Below are 17,906 nucleotides of genomic sequence, written 5' to 3' on the forward strand. Positions count from 1 at the left end.
CCCGGACCGATCAGGAATCGGTCCGGGCCACCGGTGCGTTCCGCAAGGGGTGCCGGCGCGCGGAGACTACTTCTCCGGGGTGCGGAACAGCTCGATCATGCTGGCGTAGCTGTTCTGCGCGAAGCCCTTGGCGATGGTGCGCTCCATCAGCGACTTCACGAAGTGCGGGAGCTCGGCGTTGACGCCCTGCGCCTCGCTCTCGTGCACCAGGTGCTGAAGGGCACCGAAGTGGACCTCCATCGTCGCGTCGTTGGCCGGGTAGGCCCCGTCCCCGGCGTCGATCTGGCCCGCGTAGTCGGTCGCGAACAGCTTGACCGCGTCCACCCACTTGGTGGCCCAGGGAAGGAACTCGGCCGCCTTGACGTCGGCCTTGGACAGCAGCGCCGCACCCTGGAGGAAGCTGTTGAGCGTGCCCCACATGACGCCCAGCAGCGCGACGTCGTAGAGCGCGGCCAGCGCGTGGTCCTCACCGAGGTGGGTGGACCCGCCGCCCAGCAGCGCCAGCGTGGCGCTGTGCTTGTCGTAGGCGTCCTTGGGGCCGGCGTAGAAGACCACCGAATCGGCGGCGCCGACACCCGCGGGTACGGTCATGATCGCCGCGTCGAGGTAGCTGAAGCCACGCTCGTCGGCCCAGGCGGCGTTCTCCCGCGCCTGGTCCGAGGACCCGGAGGTCAGGTTGGCGACCACGCGGCCCTTCAGCGTGTCCGTCACCGGGTCCAGCACCGTGTGCAGCACGTCGTTGTCCGACACGCACACGACGACCAGATCGGCGGCCGCCACCGCATCCTCCGGCGAGGCGGCGACCGTCGCGCCCTGCGACACGAGGCCTGCCGCCTTGTCGGCCGTACGGTTCCAGACGGTGGTCGGATGCCCCGCCCCCACGAACGCGGAGGCCAGCGCCTGCCCCATCAGTCCGAGGCCGATGACTGTCACCGGTGAACGGTCTTTGCCCGCCATGAAAACTCCCCTGCTCTTGCTCTGTGGATCAGTCCTGTCATCAAAGCAAGGGTGACGAATGATCGGTCCATGGTCATGGCATCCGGCGGTCATCGCCGGGTAATGATCCGGTCACCGGCCGGAAAGCTCCGGCTTTCCGAATCGGCCGTCGACGAAAAGAAGTCCCTGGCCGTCACCGGTCTGACCGGCCGCCAGCACCGTTCCGATGAAGATCGTATGATCGCCGAAGGAATGCGCGGCGGTCAGTTCGCATTCCAGCCAGGCGAGTGAACCGCCCAGCAGCGGGGCGCCGGTCCGCTCGCCCGGCGCCCACGCGACGTCGTCGAACTGGGCGGCGCCCAGGGTGCGCTTGTTGTCGGCGAAATGCCGGGCCAGCGGCTCCTGCTCGGCGCCGAGTATGTTCACCGCGAACCGCCCGGCCGAGGTCAGCGCCTTGTGCATCACCGCACCGTGGCCCACGCTGCACAGCACCGACGGCGGATCCAGGGACACCGAGCTGAACGCGTTGGCCGTCATGGCGTGCAGATGCTCCCCGCCCACGGTGATCACGGTGACGCCGGTCGCGAAACGTGACATCACTCCCCTCAGCACCGAAGGGGTCACCGAATCATGCGCGGGCGGCGCGGACACGGCATCGATATCAGCGGGCGCGGAATTCATTCCGTATTCTCCGATCGTTTCGCGGGGCACGTTCAGGCCCTGCCGGTTACGAACCAGGGCTCGCATTCCTCAACGTACCGCCGCCTTTACGGGAGTCCGTCATCCTCCGGTAACGGCACTCACTCGCCGGACCACCGCCCCCGCAAGATCCTGCGATGACCGGCCGCTGACCCACCTGGCCCACTGTGTGCGCATGGACGACACCAAGAACTCCGCGGCCGAAGGGCCGGAACTCGCCGAACCGTACCTGCGCCAGGTGCTGGGTACCGCGGGGCTGGCCGTCGAGTACGTACGCGCCGAGGGCAACACCCTGTACCAGCGGGGTGACGACGGCGGCGAGATCCCGGTCGTCGACTTCGCCGGCGGCTACGGCTCGGTGCTGCTCGGCCACAACCACCCCGAGATCACCGCCTGCGCGCGGGACCTGCTGGCCGCGGGCACGCCCGTGCACGCCCAGTTCTCCCGGCACCCCTACGCCAACCGCCTCGCGGCGGAGCTCAACCGGATCGTGCACCGCGAACTCGGTGTGGACGAGCCCTACTTCGCCATCTTCGCCAACACCGGCGCCGAGGCGATCGAAGCCGCCGTCAAGCACGCCGAAATGGACCGGGGCATGCGGATCGCGGCGCTCCGCGAGCAGCTGGACCACCACACCGAGCAGGCCCGCGCCGCCGTCGCCTCCGGCGCGGCCGTGCTCTCCGAGCGCGCCCGCGCCCACTTCGGCCTCACCGCCACCGACCCCGGGGACGTCACCGCCGCGCTGGACGAGCTGACGGACACCCTCGCCCGTCAGAACGCGGCGCGGCTCGACCGGCCGCCGCTGTTCCTCGCCCTGGAGGGCGGCTTCCACGGCAAGCTGGGCACCAGCGTCCAGCTCACCCACAACGAGCACTACCGCACCCCGTTCAAGGGGCTCGCCGCACAGGCCCGTTTCGTACCGCGCGACCGCCCCGAGACGCTGAAGGAGATCCACGCCGAGGAGCGCGGCGTCCTGCTCGGCCTCACCGTCGCCGACGGCCGCGTGGACGTCGTGGAACACGAGTTCCCCGTCTTCTGCGCCTTCCTCGTCGAACCGATCCAGGGCGAGGGCGGAATCCACGTCCTCTCCCCGGAGTTCGCCCGCGAGATCCAGCGCTTCTGCGAGGAGATCGACTGCCCCGTCATCGTCGACGAGATCCAGAGCGGCATGGGCCGGACCGGCACGCTGCTCGCCTCGTCCCGGATGGGCCTGCGCGGCGACTACTACACGCTCGCCAAGACCCTCGGCGGCGGCATCGCCAAGGCGTCCGTGATGCTGGTGCGCCAGGCCCGCTACCGCCAGGAATTCGAGATCGTCCACAGCTCGACCTTCGCCAAGGACAGCTTCTCCTGCACCATCGGCCTGAAGGTCCTCGAACTGCTGGAGCGGGACGGCGGCAGCGCCTACCGCCGGGCCGCCGAGCGGGGCGAGGCGCTGCGCGCGATGCTCGAAGCCGTCCGCGCGGACTTCCCCGAGCAGGTCAAGGACGTCCGCGGCCAGGGCCTGATGCTCGGCCTGGAGTTCCACGACCAGTCCGAAGCCCCCTCCGAGGTCCTGCGCGGGCTGGCGGTGAGCGGACTGTTCGGCTACTTCCTCGCCGGCCACCTGCTGCGGGAACACCGGGTACGGACCTTCCCGACGGCGAGCGCGGTCAACACCCTGCGCTTCGAGCCCTCCCTCCTGCTCACCGACGGCGAGATCGCCCAGCTCGGCGAGGGCCTGCGGGACATCTGCCGGCTGCTGCGCGACGGGGACGGAGAACGCCTCACGGCCGCGCCCGCCCACTGACCCCCCACGATCCGGCTCAGCGACTCGACGGGGGAGACCGATGGAGTTCCGGCTACTGGGACCACTGGAGATCGAGGACGACAGGGGACCGGTGACCCTCGGCGGAACGCGCCAGCGCGCCGCCCTCGCCTTCCTGTTGCTGCACGCCAACCAGGTCGTGCCCACACGGCACCTGCTCAACGCCCTGTGGCCGCCGGACCGGATGCCCGGGACGGCCCGGAAGATCCTGCAGAACGCCGTCTGGCGGGTACGGCGGACACTCGCCGCCTCCGCGGACTCGCCCGGCGCGGCGGAACTGCTCACCCGCCCACCCGGGTACGTCGTGCGGGTGCCGCCCGAGCGGGTCGACCTCTTCCGCTTCGAGCGGATGACGGCCCAGGGCCGGGCGGCCCTCTCCGCAGGCGACCCCGCCAGTGCCCGCCGGGTGCTGCGCGGGGCGCTGGACCTGTGGCGCGGCCCGGCGCTCGCCGACCTCGCCGAGGCCGGCACCACCTGGCCCGAGCTGGCCGCCCTGGAGAAGAAACGCCTCGACATCATGGAGGACCGCTTCGAGGCGGAGCTCCTCTGCGGCGGCCACCAGCCCGTCCTGCGCGAACTGGAGGCGTTCGTCGAGGCGGAACCCCTGCGCGAACGGGCGTCGCACCAGCTGATACTCGCCCTCTACCGCTGCGGGCGGCAGGCCGACGCCCTCGGCGTGTACGCCCGCGTCCGCGCCGCCCTGGTGGAGGGCCTCGGACTGGAACCGGGGCGCCGGCTCCAGCAGTTGCAGCGGTCCATCCTGTCCCAGGACCCCGGCCTGGAACTGGACGCGCCCCCGCCGGCGACCGGCACCGGGACGGTGGGCGCCACGCGGGACGCGCTGCGCACGGACGCCGGCGATGCCACGGACGCCACCGGTGACCCCGACGCGGACGACCACCGCCCCGGCAGCGTGCTGATGCTCCGCTTCGGCCTCGGCCCCGAATTCGACGACCTGCCCGCGGGGGACATCGACCGGGTGCTCGACACGGTGTGCCAGCTGGCGCGGGAGGAGATCGACAAGTACGGCGGACAGCCGGCGGCGTCGATCGGCTCGGTCCTGCTCGCTCTGTTCGAACAGGACGGCGCGGAACCGACCGGGGACACCGGAAGCGCGGATGACACCACCGGTGCGGACGGCACCGACAGCGCGGGACGCGCGGTACGGGCCGGGGCCGCCGTACGCGACTGCCTCAGCATCCCCACGGGCCTGCTCGCCCCGCCCACCCCGGCCGTCCGGGGACTGTTCGTCCACGCGGCGGTGGCCACCGGCACGGCCGTCGTGTGCCACCGATCCGCGCCCGCCGGCGGCTCCGGCCGCCCCCGGGTCGGCGGCGGCCTGGTGGACGCGTGCGAGGCCATGCTGGCGCGGACACCCCCGGGCGAGGTGCACGTCTGCGACGAGACCCGCCGGCGCACCGAGGCCGCGCTGACCTACCACCGCGTCTCCGCCGCGACCGCCACCTGGCAGGTCCGCACCTCCGGCCGGGACGCGCGCGACGGCGACGCCCGGGCCTCGCGCGCGTGCGAACTGGACCTGATGGCCGGCTTCCTTGGCCGCGCCCGACTGCGCTCCACCCCGCACCTCGTCACCGTCCTCGGTCACTCCGGCCGCGGTACGACCCGCCTGCTGATGGAGTTCCAGCGCCGCGTCACGGCCACGGCCGGCGACGCGATCCGCGTCCTGCGCGCCACCGTCACGGACCCGGGCGACGCCCTGTCGGCCCCGGCCGGGATGCTGGCCGCGTACTGCGGCGTCACACCCCAGGACACCCCGGCAGCCGCCCACCACAAACTCTCCGGCGCGCTGACGTCCCTGACACCCCCGAGGCCACACCGGCTCGACCCGTACGACCTCCATGACCCGTACGACCTCCATGACCCCTATGACGTCCGCGACGCGTACGACCCGGCGGTGCTGCTCCCGCTCCTGGGTCCGCTCGTGGAGCGCGCGGTGGACCGGCCCCGCCGGGCGGGGAGCGGCGGGGAGGGGGCCGGGGGCGACACAGCCGGCGAGGAAGCCCACCGCCTCCTCGCCGCCTGGCGCCGGTTCATGGTGGAGGTGGCCCGCGCGCAGCCCCTGGTCCTGATGTGGGACGACCTCCACCGGGCCGAGGAGGCCCTCCTGGAGATGGTCGAGGAGCTGTCCGCCGACTGCGACGGGGGCGCCGTGCTCACCGTCGTCGGCGCCGACCACAGCCTGCTCGTCCGCCGCCCGGCCTGGGCCGGCGGACTGCAGCACACGATGACCCTGCGCCTCGCCCCCGTGGCCGGCGACGCCTTCGACCACCTGCTGCGGTCCCTGTGCTCGCCGGACGGGAACGCGGGATAGCTCCCGGCGCCGCGTTCCCGCCCGCCCGGCCGGGCGTCAGTCGTCCGGCCCGGCCCCGGAGCGGGCGACGATCCTGTCGATGGCCCGGGTCAGGGCGCGGATCGCCTGGTCCCCGGCCGGGTGCCCGGGGGGCAGGGCCGCGACCGCCTTCTCCAGCAGACGGGTCGAGGCGACGATCTGCCGGCAGGCGGGGTCCGTCATCGCGGTCGTACGGGCCGCGACCTCCGGGACGCCCCGGCCCCCCGCGCCTCCGTGAGGCTCCTGGGGCTGCCGAGGTCCGGCCGAACCGGGGTCCCCTGCCGCCGGTCCCGGACCGTCCGGGGAACCATGAGGCACCGGTGCGTCATGAGGCGCCGGTGGCGAGGGCTGCCGGCCGGATGCCCGGAGGCCGGCCGCCGCGGAGCGGCGCAGACCGGCCGACAGGGCCTCCACGAACTCCCTGCCGACCAGCTCGGTCAGATCCGGACCCCGGTGATGTGGGGCGAGTACGGCGTCATCCATACGAACCAGGGAAGCAAGTGCCGCACTCGCCCGCTCCATTCCACGGTCACTGGGTGTTCAGGCGCCTCCGAACAGCTGGCGGCGGCCGGTGGCGTGCCGGGCCCAGGGGGGTCCGGCGACCGGGTCGGGCGCCGGATCGGGCGTGCGGTCGAGCGTGAGCGTCGTGCTGTGGCGCAGCCCGCTGCCCCAGAACGGCCGCAGTTCGAGCAGCTCGGGCCGTGCGCAGGCGACCACGAACAGCGGCACTTCCTGTGTGGTGGAGGCGAGCCGCTCGACACAGTCGAGGACGCTGTCCTCGGCGCGGTGGGCGTCGTCCAGGCACAACACCAGAGGTTGTTCGCGGGCCAGGAGCGCCAGCAGTTCGCACCAGCTGTCCAGGATCTCGCGGGAGCGCATGAGTCCGGCGTCGCCGCCGCCCAGCACCGGACGCAGGCACCGCAGCAGCCGCTCGGCGGTCTCGCCGTGCCCGGCCAGGCGCCGGACGATCTCGGTGAGCCGGTCGCCGACGGCGGCGGAGGCCGACAGACCGCAGCACGCCATGAGGACGTCCCGCGCGGTCCACCGGGCACCGTCCTCGGACCCGACGCGTACGACGCGGACCGGCTCACCGGAGACGGTGTGCTGGAAGTCGTCGAGGAACCGGCTCTTGCCGACGCCCGGGTCGCCCAGGATGGTGACCAGGTGCGGTGCGTCATGGCGCCGGGCGCGTTCCAGCAGCCGTCCCAGAATGGCCAGTTCGGCGCTGTGACCGCCCGGCGGCTCGTGGAGGGGGGCGGCGCCGCCACCGCCGGTGGGCTGGAGGCCCACCACGCGGCGTACGCCGGGCCGGTCGGCCGGCAGCTGGCGTACGAGCCCCTCGGTGTCGCGCACCGCGCCACCGCCGAGGTGGATCTCACCGGGGGCGACGCCGGGGAGCAGGGCGCTGGCCTCGTCGACGAGGCGGCCTGCCACGGAGACGGGGGCGGTGGGGTCGCGCGGGTCGTGGCGCACCAGCGCGTCGCCCGAGACCACCACGGCCTGGGCGGCGCTGCCCGAGGGGGCGTCAAGCCGGGTGCGCAGGGCGAGGGCGGCCCGTACCGCGTCGACGGAGGCGGTGGCCGGGTCGGCACGGAGCCCGAACACCGCGACCGAGACGTGGCCGAGGGAGCCGGCGACGGTACCGCCGTACTCCTCGACGCAGTCGGCGACGGCGGCCAGGGAGTCGTGCAGCGACAGGGCGGGCGTACGGGCCGGCTGCCCGGGTCCGGAGCGGACCAGCAGGACGGCGACCGCGCGGCGCTCGGCGACGGGCGCCGCGGCCGACGCGATGGACGCGGCCGTCGGCGCGGGCAGGGCGGTGACGGCCGCGCGTGCGGGCTCGGCGCCGGGGGTGAGGGAGGGGTCGTGGGTGAGGATGTGCTGCTGGAGCACGTGGAGTTCGCGGGAGGGTTCGAGGCCGTGCTCCTCGACCAGTGCGCGCCGCACCCGGCTGAAGACGTTCAGCGCCTCCGCCTGGCGTCCGCACCGGTAGAGGGCGAGCATCAACTGGCCGCACAGCCGTTCGCGGAGGGGCTCGGCGTCGGTGAGGGAGACGAGTTCGCCGAGGACCGCGTGGTGCTGTCCGCTGCGCAGCTCGGCTTCGAAGCGGTCCTCCATGACGTCCAGCCGTAACTGGCGCAGCGCGGTCAGCTCGGGCCAGTCGGTGCCCGCCTCGGCGAGGTCGGCGAGGGCGGGCCCGCGCCACTCCCCGAGGGCCAGCCCGAGCAGCCGGGCGGCTTCCTGGGGCTCACCGGCGGAGAGGCGGGTGCGGCCCTCGGCGACGCGGCGGTTGAAGCGGTGCAGGTCGACCTGCGTGGGGTCCACGCGCAGGACGTAGCCGGGGGCCTGGGTGACGAGTTCGGGGGCCCGTCCCGGCGCTTCCCGCGCTTCCCGCGTGTCCTGCGGCGCGTCGGCCGGCGGCTCCCCGGCGAGGACGGCGCGCAGCCCCCAGACGGCGTTCTGGACGATCTTCCGGGCCGTCGCCGGGCGGTCCTCGTCAGGCCAGAGTGCGGCCAGCAGTTCGCTGGTGGCCACCACCCGGTTCGCCCGCAGGAGCAGGAGACCGAGCACCGCGCGCTGCTTGAACCCCCCGAGAGCCAGTGTCCGTTCGCCCGCCGATGCTTCCAGCGGGCCCAGAATCCTGAATTCCACTCCTACCCCCATGACGTGTTTCCAAGTGGCCAACGATCGTCCCGGCCACTTCCGCGAGCTGATCGCTCAGATAGAAGTGACCCCCCGTGAAGACCCGGACATCGTTGTCCAGTCGGGTCTGCTGCGCCCATCCGGCCACCGAGGAGACGGGGACGACCGGGTCGGAGTCGCCCACCAGCACGGTGATCGGGATGTCGAGCGCGGGCCCGGGCTGCCAGGTGTACGAGGCGAGGGCCCCGTAGTCGGCGCGCAGCGCGGGCAGCACCATGTCGACGAGCTCGGGGTCGTCGAGCACGGAGGCGTCGGTGCCCCCGAGGACCCGGACCGCGGCCAGGATGGCCCGGTCGTCGCCGAGGCGGTCGTGGCGGTTCGGGCCGGTGCCGGGCGCCCCGCGCCCGGACAGGAAGAGCCGGACCGGGGCCGGGACGGACCGGCCCCCGAGTATGCGCGCGGTCTCGTAGGCGACGAGGGCGCCCATGCTGTGCCCGAAGAAGGCGTACGGCCGGCCCGTACCGTCCGGCAGCCGCTCCGCGACGGCGGCGGCGAGGTCGAGGATGCCGCCCGCGGGTGCCTCACCGCGCCGGTCCTGCCGGCCCGGGTACTGCACCGCCAGGACGTCGAGCCGCCCGGCCAGCAACCGGGCCAGTGGGGCGTACGCGCTGGCGGCGCCACCGGCGTGCGGGAAGCACACCAGCGCGGGAGCGTCGGGGGCGGGCTCGGCGAACCGCCGGAACCAGGTGTTGTCCATGAACCTTCACTCCTCCGCGCGCGGACGGTCCGCGCATCTGTACGGCTCGCGGGCACGGGCCCGGCACAGCGCCCGGGCCCACCACCCGAGCCTGTCGAGCATGGCGACGGCGTCCCTGCGGCAGTCCTCGGTGTCGAGGAGCGCGCCGTCGGGCCCCCAGCGCTTGTCGTAGTCGTGGAAACTGACGGTCTCGCTGACCGTGACGGCATGGGACTCGGCGAAGACCTGCCGCAGTTGCGCCACGGCGCACAGCCCTCCGGAGGGCCCGCCGTAGGAGAGGAAGCCGACGGGCTTGGCGTGCCACTCCCGGTCGTACCAGTCGATCGCGTTCTTCAGGGAGGCCGGGTAACCGTGCCGGTACTCGGGCGTGATCACGGCGAACGCGTCGGCGGCGTCCAGCCACGGCGACAGGTCCCGCACGGCTGACGGCCGGGACACGGCGGGGTCGGCGGTCATCAGATCGGGGAGCCAGGCGGTGGCGAGGTCGATGACGTCGACCTCGAAGTCCTTCCGCAGCCGGGCCCGCGAGGCCAGCCACTCGGCCGCCGCCAGCCCGAACCGACCCTGCCTGGTGGCCCCCACAAGGATCACCAGTCTCAACCGCTCGCGTTCGTCCCACACAATTCCCCCTCCGAACCCGCACCCGTCCCCACTCTGCGGCATATGCCTTAGGAACCGCTTCGGGTCTCCCTCGGGTGCGCTTCGGACCCCCGCGGCGCCGGGGGTACGCGAAAGGGCCGGTACCGCGAGCGGTACCGGCCCAGGCGGCGTCTCAGGGGGACTACGCCGCCGGGGATGCCAACGACACCGTCACCACGACCGGCGCCGCACGCCCCACTCCCCGCACGGCGTCGGCGACCATCTCCACCAGCCACACCGCGACGTCGGGCGACCACTCGCGCGTACGGCAACCGAACCGCAGCACCTCGCGCATCCCTTCGGTATGCATGACCCGCCCGAGGTCGAGGTCCAGTCCCGGCACACCGCCGTCGGCGTCGGCGACGGCGTCAGCGGCGGAGACATCCAGCGCCCCCTGCGCCATCTCCCGTACGGCTGCGCGCACGGCCCCGGCGTCGCCCTCGTCCACTCCGCCCTCCCCGGGGCGACAGGAGAGGGTCACCACCACGTCGTACCGGGCATCCGGATCGGCCAGGCCGAACCACGGCGCCAACTCGGTCTGGTGGAAGGCGGTGTCGCGCTCGGCCGCCTGCAACGGCAGCAGGGCGTGCAGTCCGGTGAACGTCACCGTGCCGACGCGGGCCAGCGTCTCGGACAACACCAGGACGACCGGCCGTACGGGAAGACCGGGCCGCGGGGGATCGGTGAGGACGCCGGCCTGCAGCCAGGCCAGCCGGCGCACTCGTCCGTCCTGTGTCCAGTCACCGCCGGCCTCCTCATGGGCCCACGCCGTGGGTTCATGGTGAGCCGTGACCTGCCCGCCCTCGTTCAGCCAGGTGCTCAGGGTGCGCCACCCGTAGGAACCGGCCCGGTCGATCGCCAGACCGAGGACGTCCTCCTCGACACTTCCCTCGGCGTCCTGCTCCACCACGCGGTCGAACCACGGATGCCGCTCGAGGATTCCATGCATGCCGATGATCACGGTGGGGGGAAACACAGGGAGACTCCCGAAAAGAAGGCGGCGCTGGAAGATTCCCTCCCAGCGCCGCTATCAGTCAGTCATTGATCACGTGCCACAGTACAGCGTCACCGTGTCCGTGATCTTCTTGTTGTCCTGATCCGGGTACCCGACCAGGTCGACGTCGATGACGCTCCGGAAGGAGTGCCGCTCGATCAGATTGGTGCACTTCCAGGCGGCCGGTGTCCGCTTCCCGCTTCCACCACCGGAGCGAACGGTCTTGACCCCCTTGGTCAGCGTCGTCCAGCCGGACCCGTTCTTCACCTGCAGCCACACCGTCACCTTGGCGGTGGTCGCCGGCCCACTCAGCCGCTTCCACCAGCCGTGCGCGTTGATGGACCCCCGCACGGTGTGCGAGAAGTGCACCCGGTCCCCCGCGGTCACGAACGCCCCGACCCCCGCGGCGGCGGCGTACTCCTGCCCGTAGGTGGCCTGGTCCCGCGGCGCGCTGTGGTCATCAGCCTGCGCCGGCACGGCCGCACCGATGGCCAGCAACCCGGCCAGGGCAGCGGAAGACGCCGCTATACGAAATCGCACGTAGAGTTCCCCCTCAACGTTCAGTCATGTCACGCCTGATGCCCGACACAACCAGACATCCGAGTCCCGGACAACTGTTTAAGGAGCAACCCCACCCGCTCGACTCACGTCTGTGTCGGCCGTGTTGAGCTGTCGCGGCCACGACTCACGAGTGAACGGCCTGCCCGTGACCCGCGATCGGTGCTTCGTGTCCTGGGACGGTGTTGTCCCGCGCCGATTTCATGGCCGGCGCGAGAGGCCTTCAGACCTTGATAACGGTGACGCGAGCTCCGCACAGTGCGACGAGGTCTTCTGGGTCGGAGGTGAGCACGGTGACGGGCTCGGGGGCGGCGAGGGCGGTCGCGCCGAGCATCGCGTCGATGGCGTACCTGTGTCCGTGCAGGCCAGCCTCGGAGAGGAGTGCGGCGGCGCGACGGGCGATGGGATCGGTGACCGGTTCGACGACGAGGCGAGACAGGGTCCACTCCAGTGCGGGGCGATTGATCCGGGGGTGGACCACCTCGACGAGAGTGGCGGCAGACGTGATGACGCGCAGGTCGTCGGCGCGCGCGAGGGCGAGCCAGGCGGTGACCGTGCGGTCGCGCAGGACGGCCTTGGCCAATCCCTCGCTGTCGAGGACGAGCGTGCCACCAGGGGCGCCGACGGACCGGCTCACGCGGCACCCGCCCTGTTGCTCTCCTGCTGGCGGGCTTGGTGAAGCTGGTCTCGGAGGGACTGGATTTCCTCATCGGAGATGGGCCCGTGCTCCGCTTCGGCGACGTGAATGAGCTCGTTCAGGTTGTCGCGCTCGATCTGGCGGGCGACGGCGGCGGCCACGTAGGCGGACAGCCCGGAGGGACCGCTGCGGGCGCGAGCGGCTTCGGCGATGTCCCGCGGCATCGTGATCGAGTACTTCTGGGTGGGCTCACTCATGCTCCTTATGCTACCTCTCATGCCACAGTCGGGGTGCCGTGACAGGCAATGACAAAGAGCCAGAGCCAGTAGGACTGGGTTCGGCTCTTTGTCTCTGGCGCTTTGGTTGGTCAGCGGCTTGATCACGCTGGTCGGGCTCTGTGCCCCCGGCAGCATTCGAACCTGCGCACGCGGCTCCGGAGGCCGACTGTTTGCATGCCATTTTTGCAGGTCGGTGGGGTCCAGGAGGGGATCGGCGCTTCCTCGGTCCACATATAGTCCATGGTTCCGGCGACGAGACGGCTCAAGATCCTCTAGCGTGCTGTAGATGCGCCGCATACCTGCCGTGCACTTTTGGGCAAAACGTCTGAATTGGTAGTCAATGTCTGAAGACAGCTTTGTCGAGTTCGAACCTCTCCTGGCCGGCGCAGGTGACACCTCTCCATGGAAGGAGGGCGCATACTACGCCGACATGGGCCTGTTGGAAGACTTGATTGGCATTCCGATCGGTCAAGGGGCGACCTCGCAGAGCGGGTGGCTCGCCAAGGCTTTGGATTCCTGGATAGCGCACGAATTGAGGCGCGCGGGATTTCACGCGGATGAGGTGTGGCCCCGTCAAGAGGCGCCAAGAGTCCTGCCACACGAAGTGTCGACATTCATTAATAGGCTCCCGAAAACGATGCGCGCCGATCTGCGCAAGCGTCTACTCAAGGACAAGCGGACGGCGCCGACCAGTGCAAAAGTGCTCGGCAGAGCATATGTGAAGCAGGTTGATGTTGTTGTGGCGCAGTGGGCCCGAGGGCCTGAAATCATGGTCTCTACAAAGACCATGGAGTCTTCGTTCGGCAATAACATGTTCAATCGCTTTGAAGAGTCCTATGGTGACGCGAAAAACCTGCGCGGGCGACATCCCCTGGCCGCGATTGGCTTTGTTTTTCTGCTGAACTCATCGATTCACTCACAGGCGCCTGGTTCGTATGAGCGGGCGATCGACATGATGAGAAAGCTGAAAGCGGAGTTGGACGTCTACGATGCGACGGCCCTCATCATTGCCGATTGGACCCCAGGCATTGCGGAAGGCATTAAGGTGCGTCCCGAACTTGTTCCAGAAGACGTGTCCATTAACAGGTTTTTCGAGGAAATGGTAGCTGCAGTTTTGTCGAGGACTCCTATTGAAATGCATGTCGCAGTCCGTGAGAGGAGAGAGTCCAGGGAGATCCCCGTATCCGATCAAGACCCCGAAGAGTAGCCTCCTAGTAGTCCGGAAGGTCACTTATCCCGTAAGCGCTCAGTGCTGCCTGGGTGGCTCCCTCAACGTCGCGACACCTGAATGCTTCAGCCAATGCCTCTCTGATGTCGGAGGTCAGCAGGTCTGGATGAGGCACGCGAATCCGCCTCAGGTACTGTGCTTGAAACCTGAGCGTCCCTCCCCGCATCCTAACCGCGTACGCTTCAACAAAGGCCTGAGCCAGACGCGAGAGAAGAATTCCCCCTAGAACTTCAAGGTCCCAACGATCTGAGACCATATAGTACAGATTATGGTGTGGGTAGTATCCACCACCCTCTAGTGTCGGATGGATATTTAGCTTCATATCCGGGAAGAGCAGCTTTGGTCGGCTAGTCAAGCTGGCGTCGACCTTGTCAATGGTGCGATACCAGCGCTGCGGGTACTTCTTTGCAACATGCCGACATTCGAGAGAGGTACGGTTCTCTTCGAGGTACGACCGAAGTCGGGGGTAGTCATCTAGGTCAACGAGATTCCCATTCTCCGTCCACGGGTTGATCAGATAATGCCCTGCCCAAATGAAGCTGCCCGTTTTTGCATCTCTAACCATAGACAGGGGAAGGAGGCGGTCATTCTCCACAATGTCCTTGCCCTTAGTCACAAAAATCGAGTCCGCGCCGGTGGCTACCCCGATTCCAACTCTGACACCACTTTCTTCGAGTGTCGGGTATCGGTCACTTAGCTCTTCTAGTAGGGCAAGACGTTCAGGGCTACCCATCGGCCAGGACTCTGTGCCTTCGAACCAATGAGGTAGGCGTGCCGCCCGGAAAGCTACATGCTCTTTGCTGGTACTCTCTGAAGATTTAATCCAAGCCACTAGCTCGTCGGAATGACGTTGCTGCAATGCTTTAGACGTGTCTACAACAGAAGCCGTTTGCTGCGCCGCATTGCGGAGCACCGTAATGGCCGGATAGGCGGCCACTTTGTCCTCGAACGCATCGACGTCGTGCATTACGATTAGAGTATCGACGGCATAATTCTCGGAGATCAACTTCCGCAGCTCACGCCCGTACTGATTCCTCATCCATCGATCAGCGCAAATGAATCCCAACTTGCCGTCAGGCTTCAACGCTTTTAGGCCTTGCTCGTAGAACCCAACGTAAATATCCGACCTACCGGTCATTGTTCTGTTTTTACGCCTGTACAACTCCATGCGCGGCGTGGGCACGTCCTCGATGCGAATATAGGGAGGATTACCGACAACGAAATCCGCAGGAGTGTGCTGATCTTGTAGTAGGTAGTCACCCTGCCGAACCCATTGACGCGCAAGATCCTGCGCTGTTTTTCGGTCCCAACCTTCATCAAGAAGCGTCGCTTCGATATTCCGGCGGCTGGTTTCCACGTTACGCTCAAGGATGTCGAAAGCCTTGATGCTGGCAGGAGAAAGCTCACGGTCGAACTTGCGGCAAGACTGGCTCAATCTTTCTGTAATTGCGACAAGGAAGGCCCCACTTCCACAGGCAGGGTCCGTGATGTTGAGACCAGCAAGGTCTCGGTCCGGCGTGTAGCCGACAAGATCAAGGATCATGTCGACGACCCAGCGCTGCGTGTACACCTCACCATGGGTGATGGAGTCGGCAGGGATCTCGCTGGTGCCAGCCGTCTGTGGGGTCTGCGATGTCACGAGAGGAGCCTATCCTGGCTTGCCGGACTCCTGAGTCTGGTGCGGGGCGAAGGGACCTCTAGACGTCATGCCTGGCTCGGGCGGTATGGCATGTGGACTCGCGGCTCTACACGAGCCACCGCTAGCTGCGAAGGGACATCATGGAGCATGGCCGGAGCCGGCTCCACGCACCAATCAGCCTCGCGCTCGTAGTGCACCCGCCCGCGACCTATGAGGCCCCTCCGTCCTTGAGTGCGAATCACTGATCCCTGGTCAGATTCACGCACCGAGACGATCAAAATGGTCAGCAATGTACTCGTCCGAGCCTCTGTCGTCGTCATGGAAGCGACTACCGCTCGGCTCATACTCGTCGTCGGGTTCGTAATCCTCATGCAAGACTTCCTCGATCCGTTCGGAAAGCCCGTTTGAGGTTCTGCTGACCCGCTACGCGAAGTGCCTCGACGGACGGCAGGACGTTGGCAACCGGCGTATCGAGGACCTGCTCCGCGAGTACGAGTGAGACAACCTGCACCCACACGGAGGCCTCAGGCATGCCGCCTGGGGCCTCCCTCGTTTCGCGCCCTACCTGCGCCGATACCCCGTTCAGTAAGGGCGAGCTGAGTCGAGCTGGGTACCCTGCGGTCTTGTGGCCTCGTCTCGCTTGCTGTTGGCATATCTGCAACGTCAACACGTGAGCACAGGGGGCCTTGTGGAGCTGCACGTCACGCGCTGGAAGCGGTACGGCCATGATCGTCTGTACGCCAACCTGCCTGATGGCACCGCGGTCGGCTGGGCGGACGTCAGGACGGGGGACATCACGGTCTTGGTCGCTGAGTACCGCGACGACGTGAGCACCGTGCTGACGCACACTTACGGAACAACCCCAAGTCGGTCCCGCCGCAGAGGGGACCCGAGGTCGAAGCGCGCCCGATGCTGCCGCCTTTGACGCCGGCCGACGACCTGTCCGTCAACCGTCCCGGTGAATCCCTGCGTGACCTGCTCAATAAATCCGGCCCAGGTCTGATCGAGCGAGTCGTCTCTCAGCTTCTGCGGCGCCCGACGGAGTGGGACTCCTGGCGGAAGGGACTGGCGGGGGAGGAGAGGGTGGGAGCCGAGCTGAACCGCTTGGCGCGTCACGGATGGCGGGTCCTGCATTCCATTCCCCTGGCCAACAACGTGGACGTCGATCACTTGCTGATCAGGCCTGGCGGGGTGTTCAGCATCAATACGAAGCATCACCACAACAAAGCCATATGGGGCAGTGGCGATGCTGTGAAAGTCGATCATGGAAAACCGGCGCCCTACGCGCGCAAGAGCCGAGCGGAGGCCAAGCGCGTGGTCCGGGTGCTTGAGCACTACTGCGGCTTTCCCGTTCCAGTCGAGCCAGTACTTGTCATCGTTGGCGTCACCGATCTCAAGGCGGTCGCCACGCAACTCAGCGTCCGCGTGTACCAGGAGCGCCAAGTAGCTGCTCTGGCGCCGCTCTCAGGGGTGCTGACTGCCAAGCAGGTCGAGCAGGTGTACAGCGTCGCTCGCCATCGCCAGGCCTGGAGCAGGGCTTGAGCCCGTGCCCCTCAGCGAGGCGCCGACCATTCCCACGGGTACTGCGGGCAGTATCCACGGCGTGGCCATCGTCCGGGAGTGGCCGTCTGGCGCTAATGCTGGCTCTCGTCCCTTCGTGGACCTCACCTGCGGTGATGCTTCAAGATCCCTTCCACGCCTCGTCCACAGACCCCGTCATCGTCATACGGCCGCTCCGGGCGGCATACGCCTGCACATACACGAAGACCCCATCCTCAGCGTTTCCGCTGGTGACGGGGTCTTTGGGCACCTCATGCTGGGTGCCCCCGGCAGGATTCGAACCTGCGCACACGGCTCCGGAGGCCGTTGCTCTATCCCCTGAGCTACGGGGGCGTCCGCCGCGTTCGGCGGCGACGGGTAGAACCCTACCAGCTCCCGAGTGGTGCCTGTGAACAGGTATTTCCAGCGCCCCGGTCGCGTCGTCGGCCCGTCGCGTCGCCCGTGCGGGGTGGAAGTGGGGAAAACCGGGACGCAGGGCTGGATCGCGACCTACTCTCGAGTTGTGTCAGGCGTGTCCGGCCGGGTGCTCGTCGTGGACGACAACAGGGTCATCCGGCAGCTGATCAGGGTCAACCTCGAGCTGGAGGGCTTCGAGGTCGTGACTGCGGCCGATGGTGCCGAGTGTCTGGATGTCGTGCATCGCGTGTGCCCCGACGTCGTGACGCTCGACGTCGTCATGCCGCGGCTTGACGGGCTGCGCACCGCCGCGCGGCTGCGGGAGGATCCGCGGACCGGGCATCTGCCGGTGGCGATCATCAGCGCCTGCACAGAGGGCGACGTGGAGAGCGGTCTCGCCGTCGGCGTCGACGCGTTCCTGGCGAAGCCGTTCGAGCCCGATGAGCTGGTCCGGATCGTCCGGCAGCTGATGCAGCGCGAGTCGGCACCCCACGCACCCCGGAGACTCCACGCACCCCAGACACCGCACGCACCCCACCGACCCCAGACACCCCCGGCCCACCCCGCACCCCCGACCGACGGCGTCCACGGCGTCCACGGCCTCGACGGCCTTGACGGGCGCCACGGGGCCGGTCAGGCCGAGAGCGCCTGGGGCTGATCCGAAGCCGTGGGTGCGGCCCGGCGCGGTCGCCGACAAGGGGCCCCTCGGCGGCCCGACCGCCCGCCCTCGCCGACCGCATCGCGAAACCGGTTCGCGTACTCACCCCCTTCCTCCCCTACGCTTG

16 protein-coding genes and 1 tRNA gene are annotated in these 17,906 nt (G+C 68.9%); 5 read left to right on the forward strand and 12 right to left on the reverse strand.

Translation table 11 applies throughout. The annotated features are described in order from the left end of the window. Positions 1-66: 66 nt before the first annotated feature. Together ABZZ38_RS10680 and ABZZ38_RS10685 are read right to left on the reverse strand one after the other, a co-directional pair. The gene (locus ABZZ38_RS10680; RefSeq protein WP_356737936.1) at positions 67-957 is read right to left on the reverse strand and encodes an NAD(P)-binding domain-containing protein; all 891 of its coding nucleotides are present in this window, start codon (positions 955-957) and stop codon (positions 67-69) included. Positions 958-1,068: 111 nt separating this feature from the next. Next, on the reverse strand, positions 1,069-1,617 hold the full coding sequence (locus ABZZ38_RS10685; RefSeq protein WP_356737938.1) for a flavin reductase family protein: 549 nt from the start codon (positions 1,615-1,617) through the stop codon (positions 1,069-1,071). A gap of 193 nt (positions 1,618-1,810) precedes the next feature. On the opposite strand from ABZZ38_RS10685, the gene ABZZ38_RS10690 reads away from it, so the two are divergent. Further along, positions 1,811-3,424: an aminotransferase class III-fold pyridoxal phosphate-dependent enzyme gene (locus ABZZ38_RS10690; protein WP_356737939.1), complete on the forward strand. Its 1,614-nt coding sequence runs from the start codon at positions 1,811-1,813 to the stop codon at positions 3,422-3,424. 40 nt (positions 3,425-3,464) lie between these two features. Further along, on the forward strand, positions 3,465-5,774 hold the full coding sequence (locus ABZZ38_RS10695) for an AfsR/SARP family transcriptional regulator (RefSeq protein ID WP_356737941.1): 2,310 nt from the start codon (positions 3,465-3,467) through the stop codon (positions 5,772-5,774). A 36-nt stretch (positions 5,775-5,810) separates the two neighbouring features. On the opposite strand, the gene ABZZ38_RS10700 is transcribed toward ABZZ38_RS10695, so the two are convergent. The 8 genes from ABZZ38_RS10700 to ABZZ38_RS10735 form a co-directional block, all read right to left on the reverse strand. Then, the gene (locus ABZZ38_RS10700) at positions 5,811-5,975 is read right to left on the reverse strand and encodes a hypothetical protein (protein WP_356737943.1); all 165 of its coding nucleotides are present in this window, start codon (positions 5,973-5,975) and stop codon (positions 5,811-5,813) included. Between the two features lie 357 nt (positions 5,976-6,332). Continuing rightward, positions 6,333-8,363 carry a BTAD domain-containing putative transcriptional regulator gene (locus tag ABZZ38_RS10705; RefSeq protein WP_356737945.1) on the reverse strand — a complete coding sequence of 677 codons (2,031 nt, stop codon included), beginning with the start codon at positions 8,361-8,363 and terminating at the stop codon, positions 6,333-6,335. Beyond that, a complete protein-coding gene (locus tag ABZZ38_RS10710; protein WP_356737947.1) occupies positions 8,290-9,192 on the reverse strand; it encodes an alpha/beta fold hydrolase in 903 nt (300 codons plus the stop codon). The genes ABZZ38_RS10705 and ABZZ38_RS10710 overlap by 74 nt, the downstream gene beginning before the upstream one ends. A gap of 6 nt (positions 9,193-9,198) precedes the next feature. Then, positions 9,199-9,855, reverse strand: coding sequence for an NAD(P)H-dependent oxidoreductase (locus tag ABZZ38_RS10715; protein WP_356737949.1), 657 nt, complete (start codon positions 9,853-9,855; stop codon positions 9,199-9,201). 118 nt (positions 9,856-9,973) lie between these two features. Continuing rightward, positions 9,974-10,780 carry a hypothetical protein gene (locus ABZZ38_RS10720; RefSeq protein WP_356737951.1) on the reverse strand — a complete coding sequence of 269 codons (807 nt, stop codon included), beginning with the start codon at positions 10,778-10,780 and terminating at the stop codon, positions 9,974-9,976. Positions 10,781-10,876: 96 nt separating this feature from the next. Beyond that, the gene (locus tag ABZZ38_RS10725; RefSeq protein ID WP_356737953.1) at positions 10,877-11,365 is read right to left on the reverse strand and encodes a hypothetical protein; all 489 of its coding nucleotides are present in this window, start codon (positions 11,363-11,365) and stop codon (positions 10,877-10,879) included. A gap of 241 nt (positions 11,366-11,606) precedes the next feature. After that, positions 11,607-12,020, reverse strand: coding sequence for a PIN domain-containing protein (locus tag ABZZ38_RS10730; protein ID WP_356737955.1), 414 nt, complete (start codon positions 12,018-12,020; stop codon positions 11,607-11,609). Further along, positions 12,017-12,277, reverse strand: a complete 261-nt coding sequence (locus tag ABZZ38_RS10735) for a CopG family transcriptional regulator (protein ID WP_356737957.1) — start codon at positions 12,275-12,277, stop codon at positions 12,017-12,019. The genes ABZZ38_RS10730 and ABZZ38_RS10735 overlap by 4 nt, the downstream gene beginning before the upstream one ends. A gap of 361 nt (positions 12,278-12,638) precedes the next feature. Here ABZZ38_RS10735 and ABZZ38_RS10740 point away from each other — a divergent pair, with 361 nt between their 5' ends. After that, a complete protein-coding gene (locus ABZZ38_RS10740; RefSeq protein ID WP_356737959.1) occupies positions 12,639-13,505 on the forward strand; it encodes a hypothetical protein in 867 nt (288 codons plus the stop codon). Between the two features lie 4 nt (positions 13,506-13,509). Here ABZZ38_RS10740 and ABZZ38_RS10745 read toward each other — a convergent pair whose 3' ends face one another. After that, positions 13,510-15,165 (reverse strand): N-6 DNA methylase, encoded by a 1,656-nt coding sequence (locus ABZZ38_RS10745; protein WP_356737961.1) that lies wholly within the window; start codon positions 15,163-15,165, stop codon positions 13,510-13,512. Positions 15,166-16,086: 921 nt separating this feature from the next. Between ABZZ38_RS10745 and ABZZ38_RS10750 the strand changes: the two genes are divergently transcribed. Next, entirely contained in the window at positions 16,087-16,707 is a 621-nt protein-coding gene (locus ABZZ38_RS10750) for a nuclease-related domain-containing protein (protein WP_356737963.1), read from the forward strand. A gap of 279 nt (positions 16,708-16,986) precedes the next feature. Here the strand turns inward: ABZZ38_RS10750 and ABZZ38_RS10755 are convergent. Beyond that, a tRNA-Arg gene (locus ABZZ38_RS10755) sits at positions 16,987-17,058 on the reverse strand. A gap of 121 nt (positions 17,059-17,179) precedes the next feature. Between ABZZ38_RS10755 and ABZZ38_RS10760 the strand changes: the two genes are divergently transcribed. Further along, positions 17,180-17,779, forward strand: a complete 600-nt coding sequence (locus ABZZ38_RS10760) for a response regulator (RefSeq protein WP_356737965.1) — start codon at positions 17,180-17,182, stop codon at positions 17,777-17,779. The last annotated feature ends 127 nt before the right edge of the window (positions 17,780-17,906 follow it).

The organism is Streptomyces sp. NPDC006368, assembly GCF_040612535.1.
Taxonomy (GTDB): Bacteria; Actinomycetota; Actinomycetes; order Streptomycetales; family Streptomycetaceae; genus Streptomyces.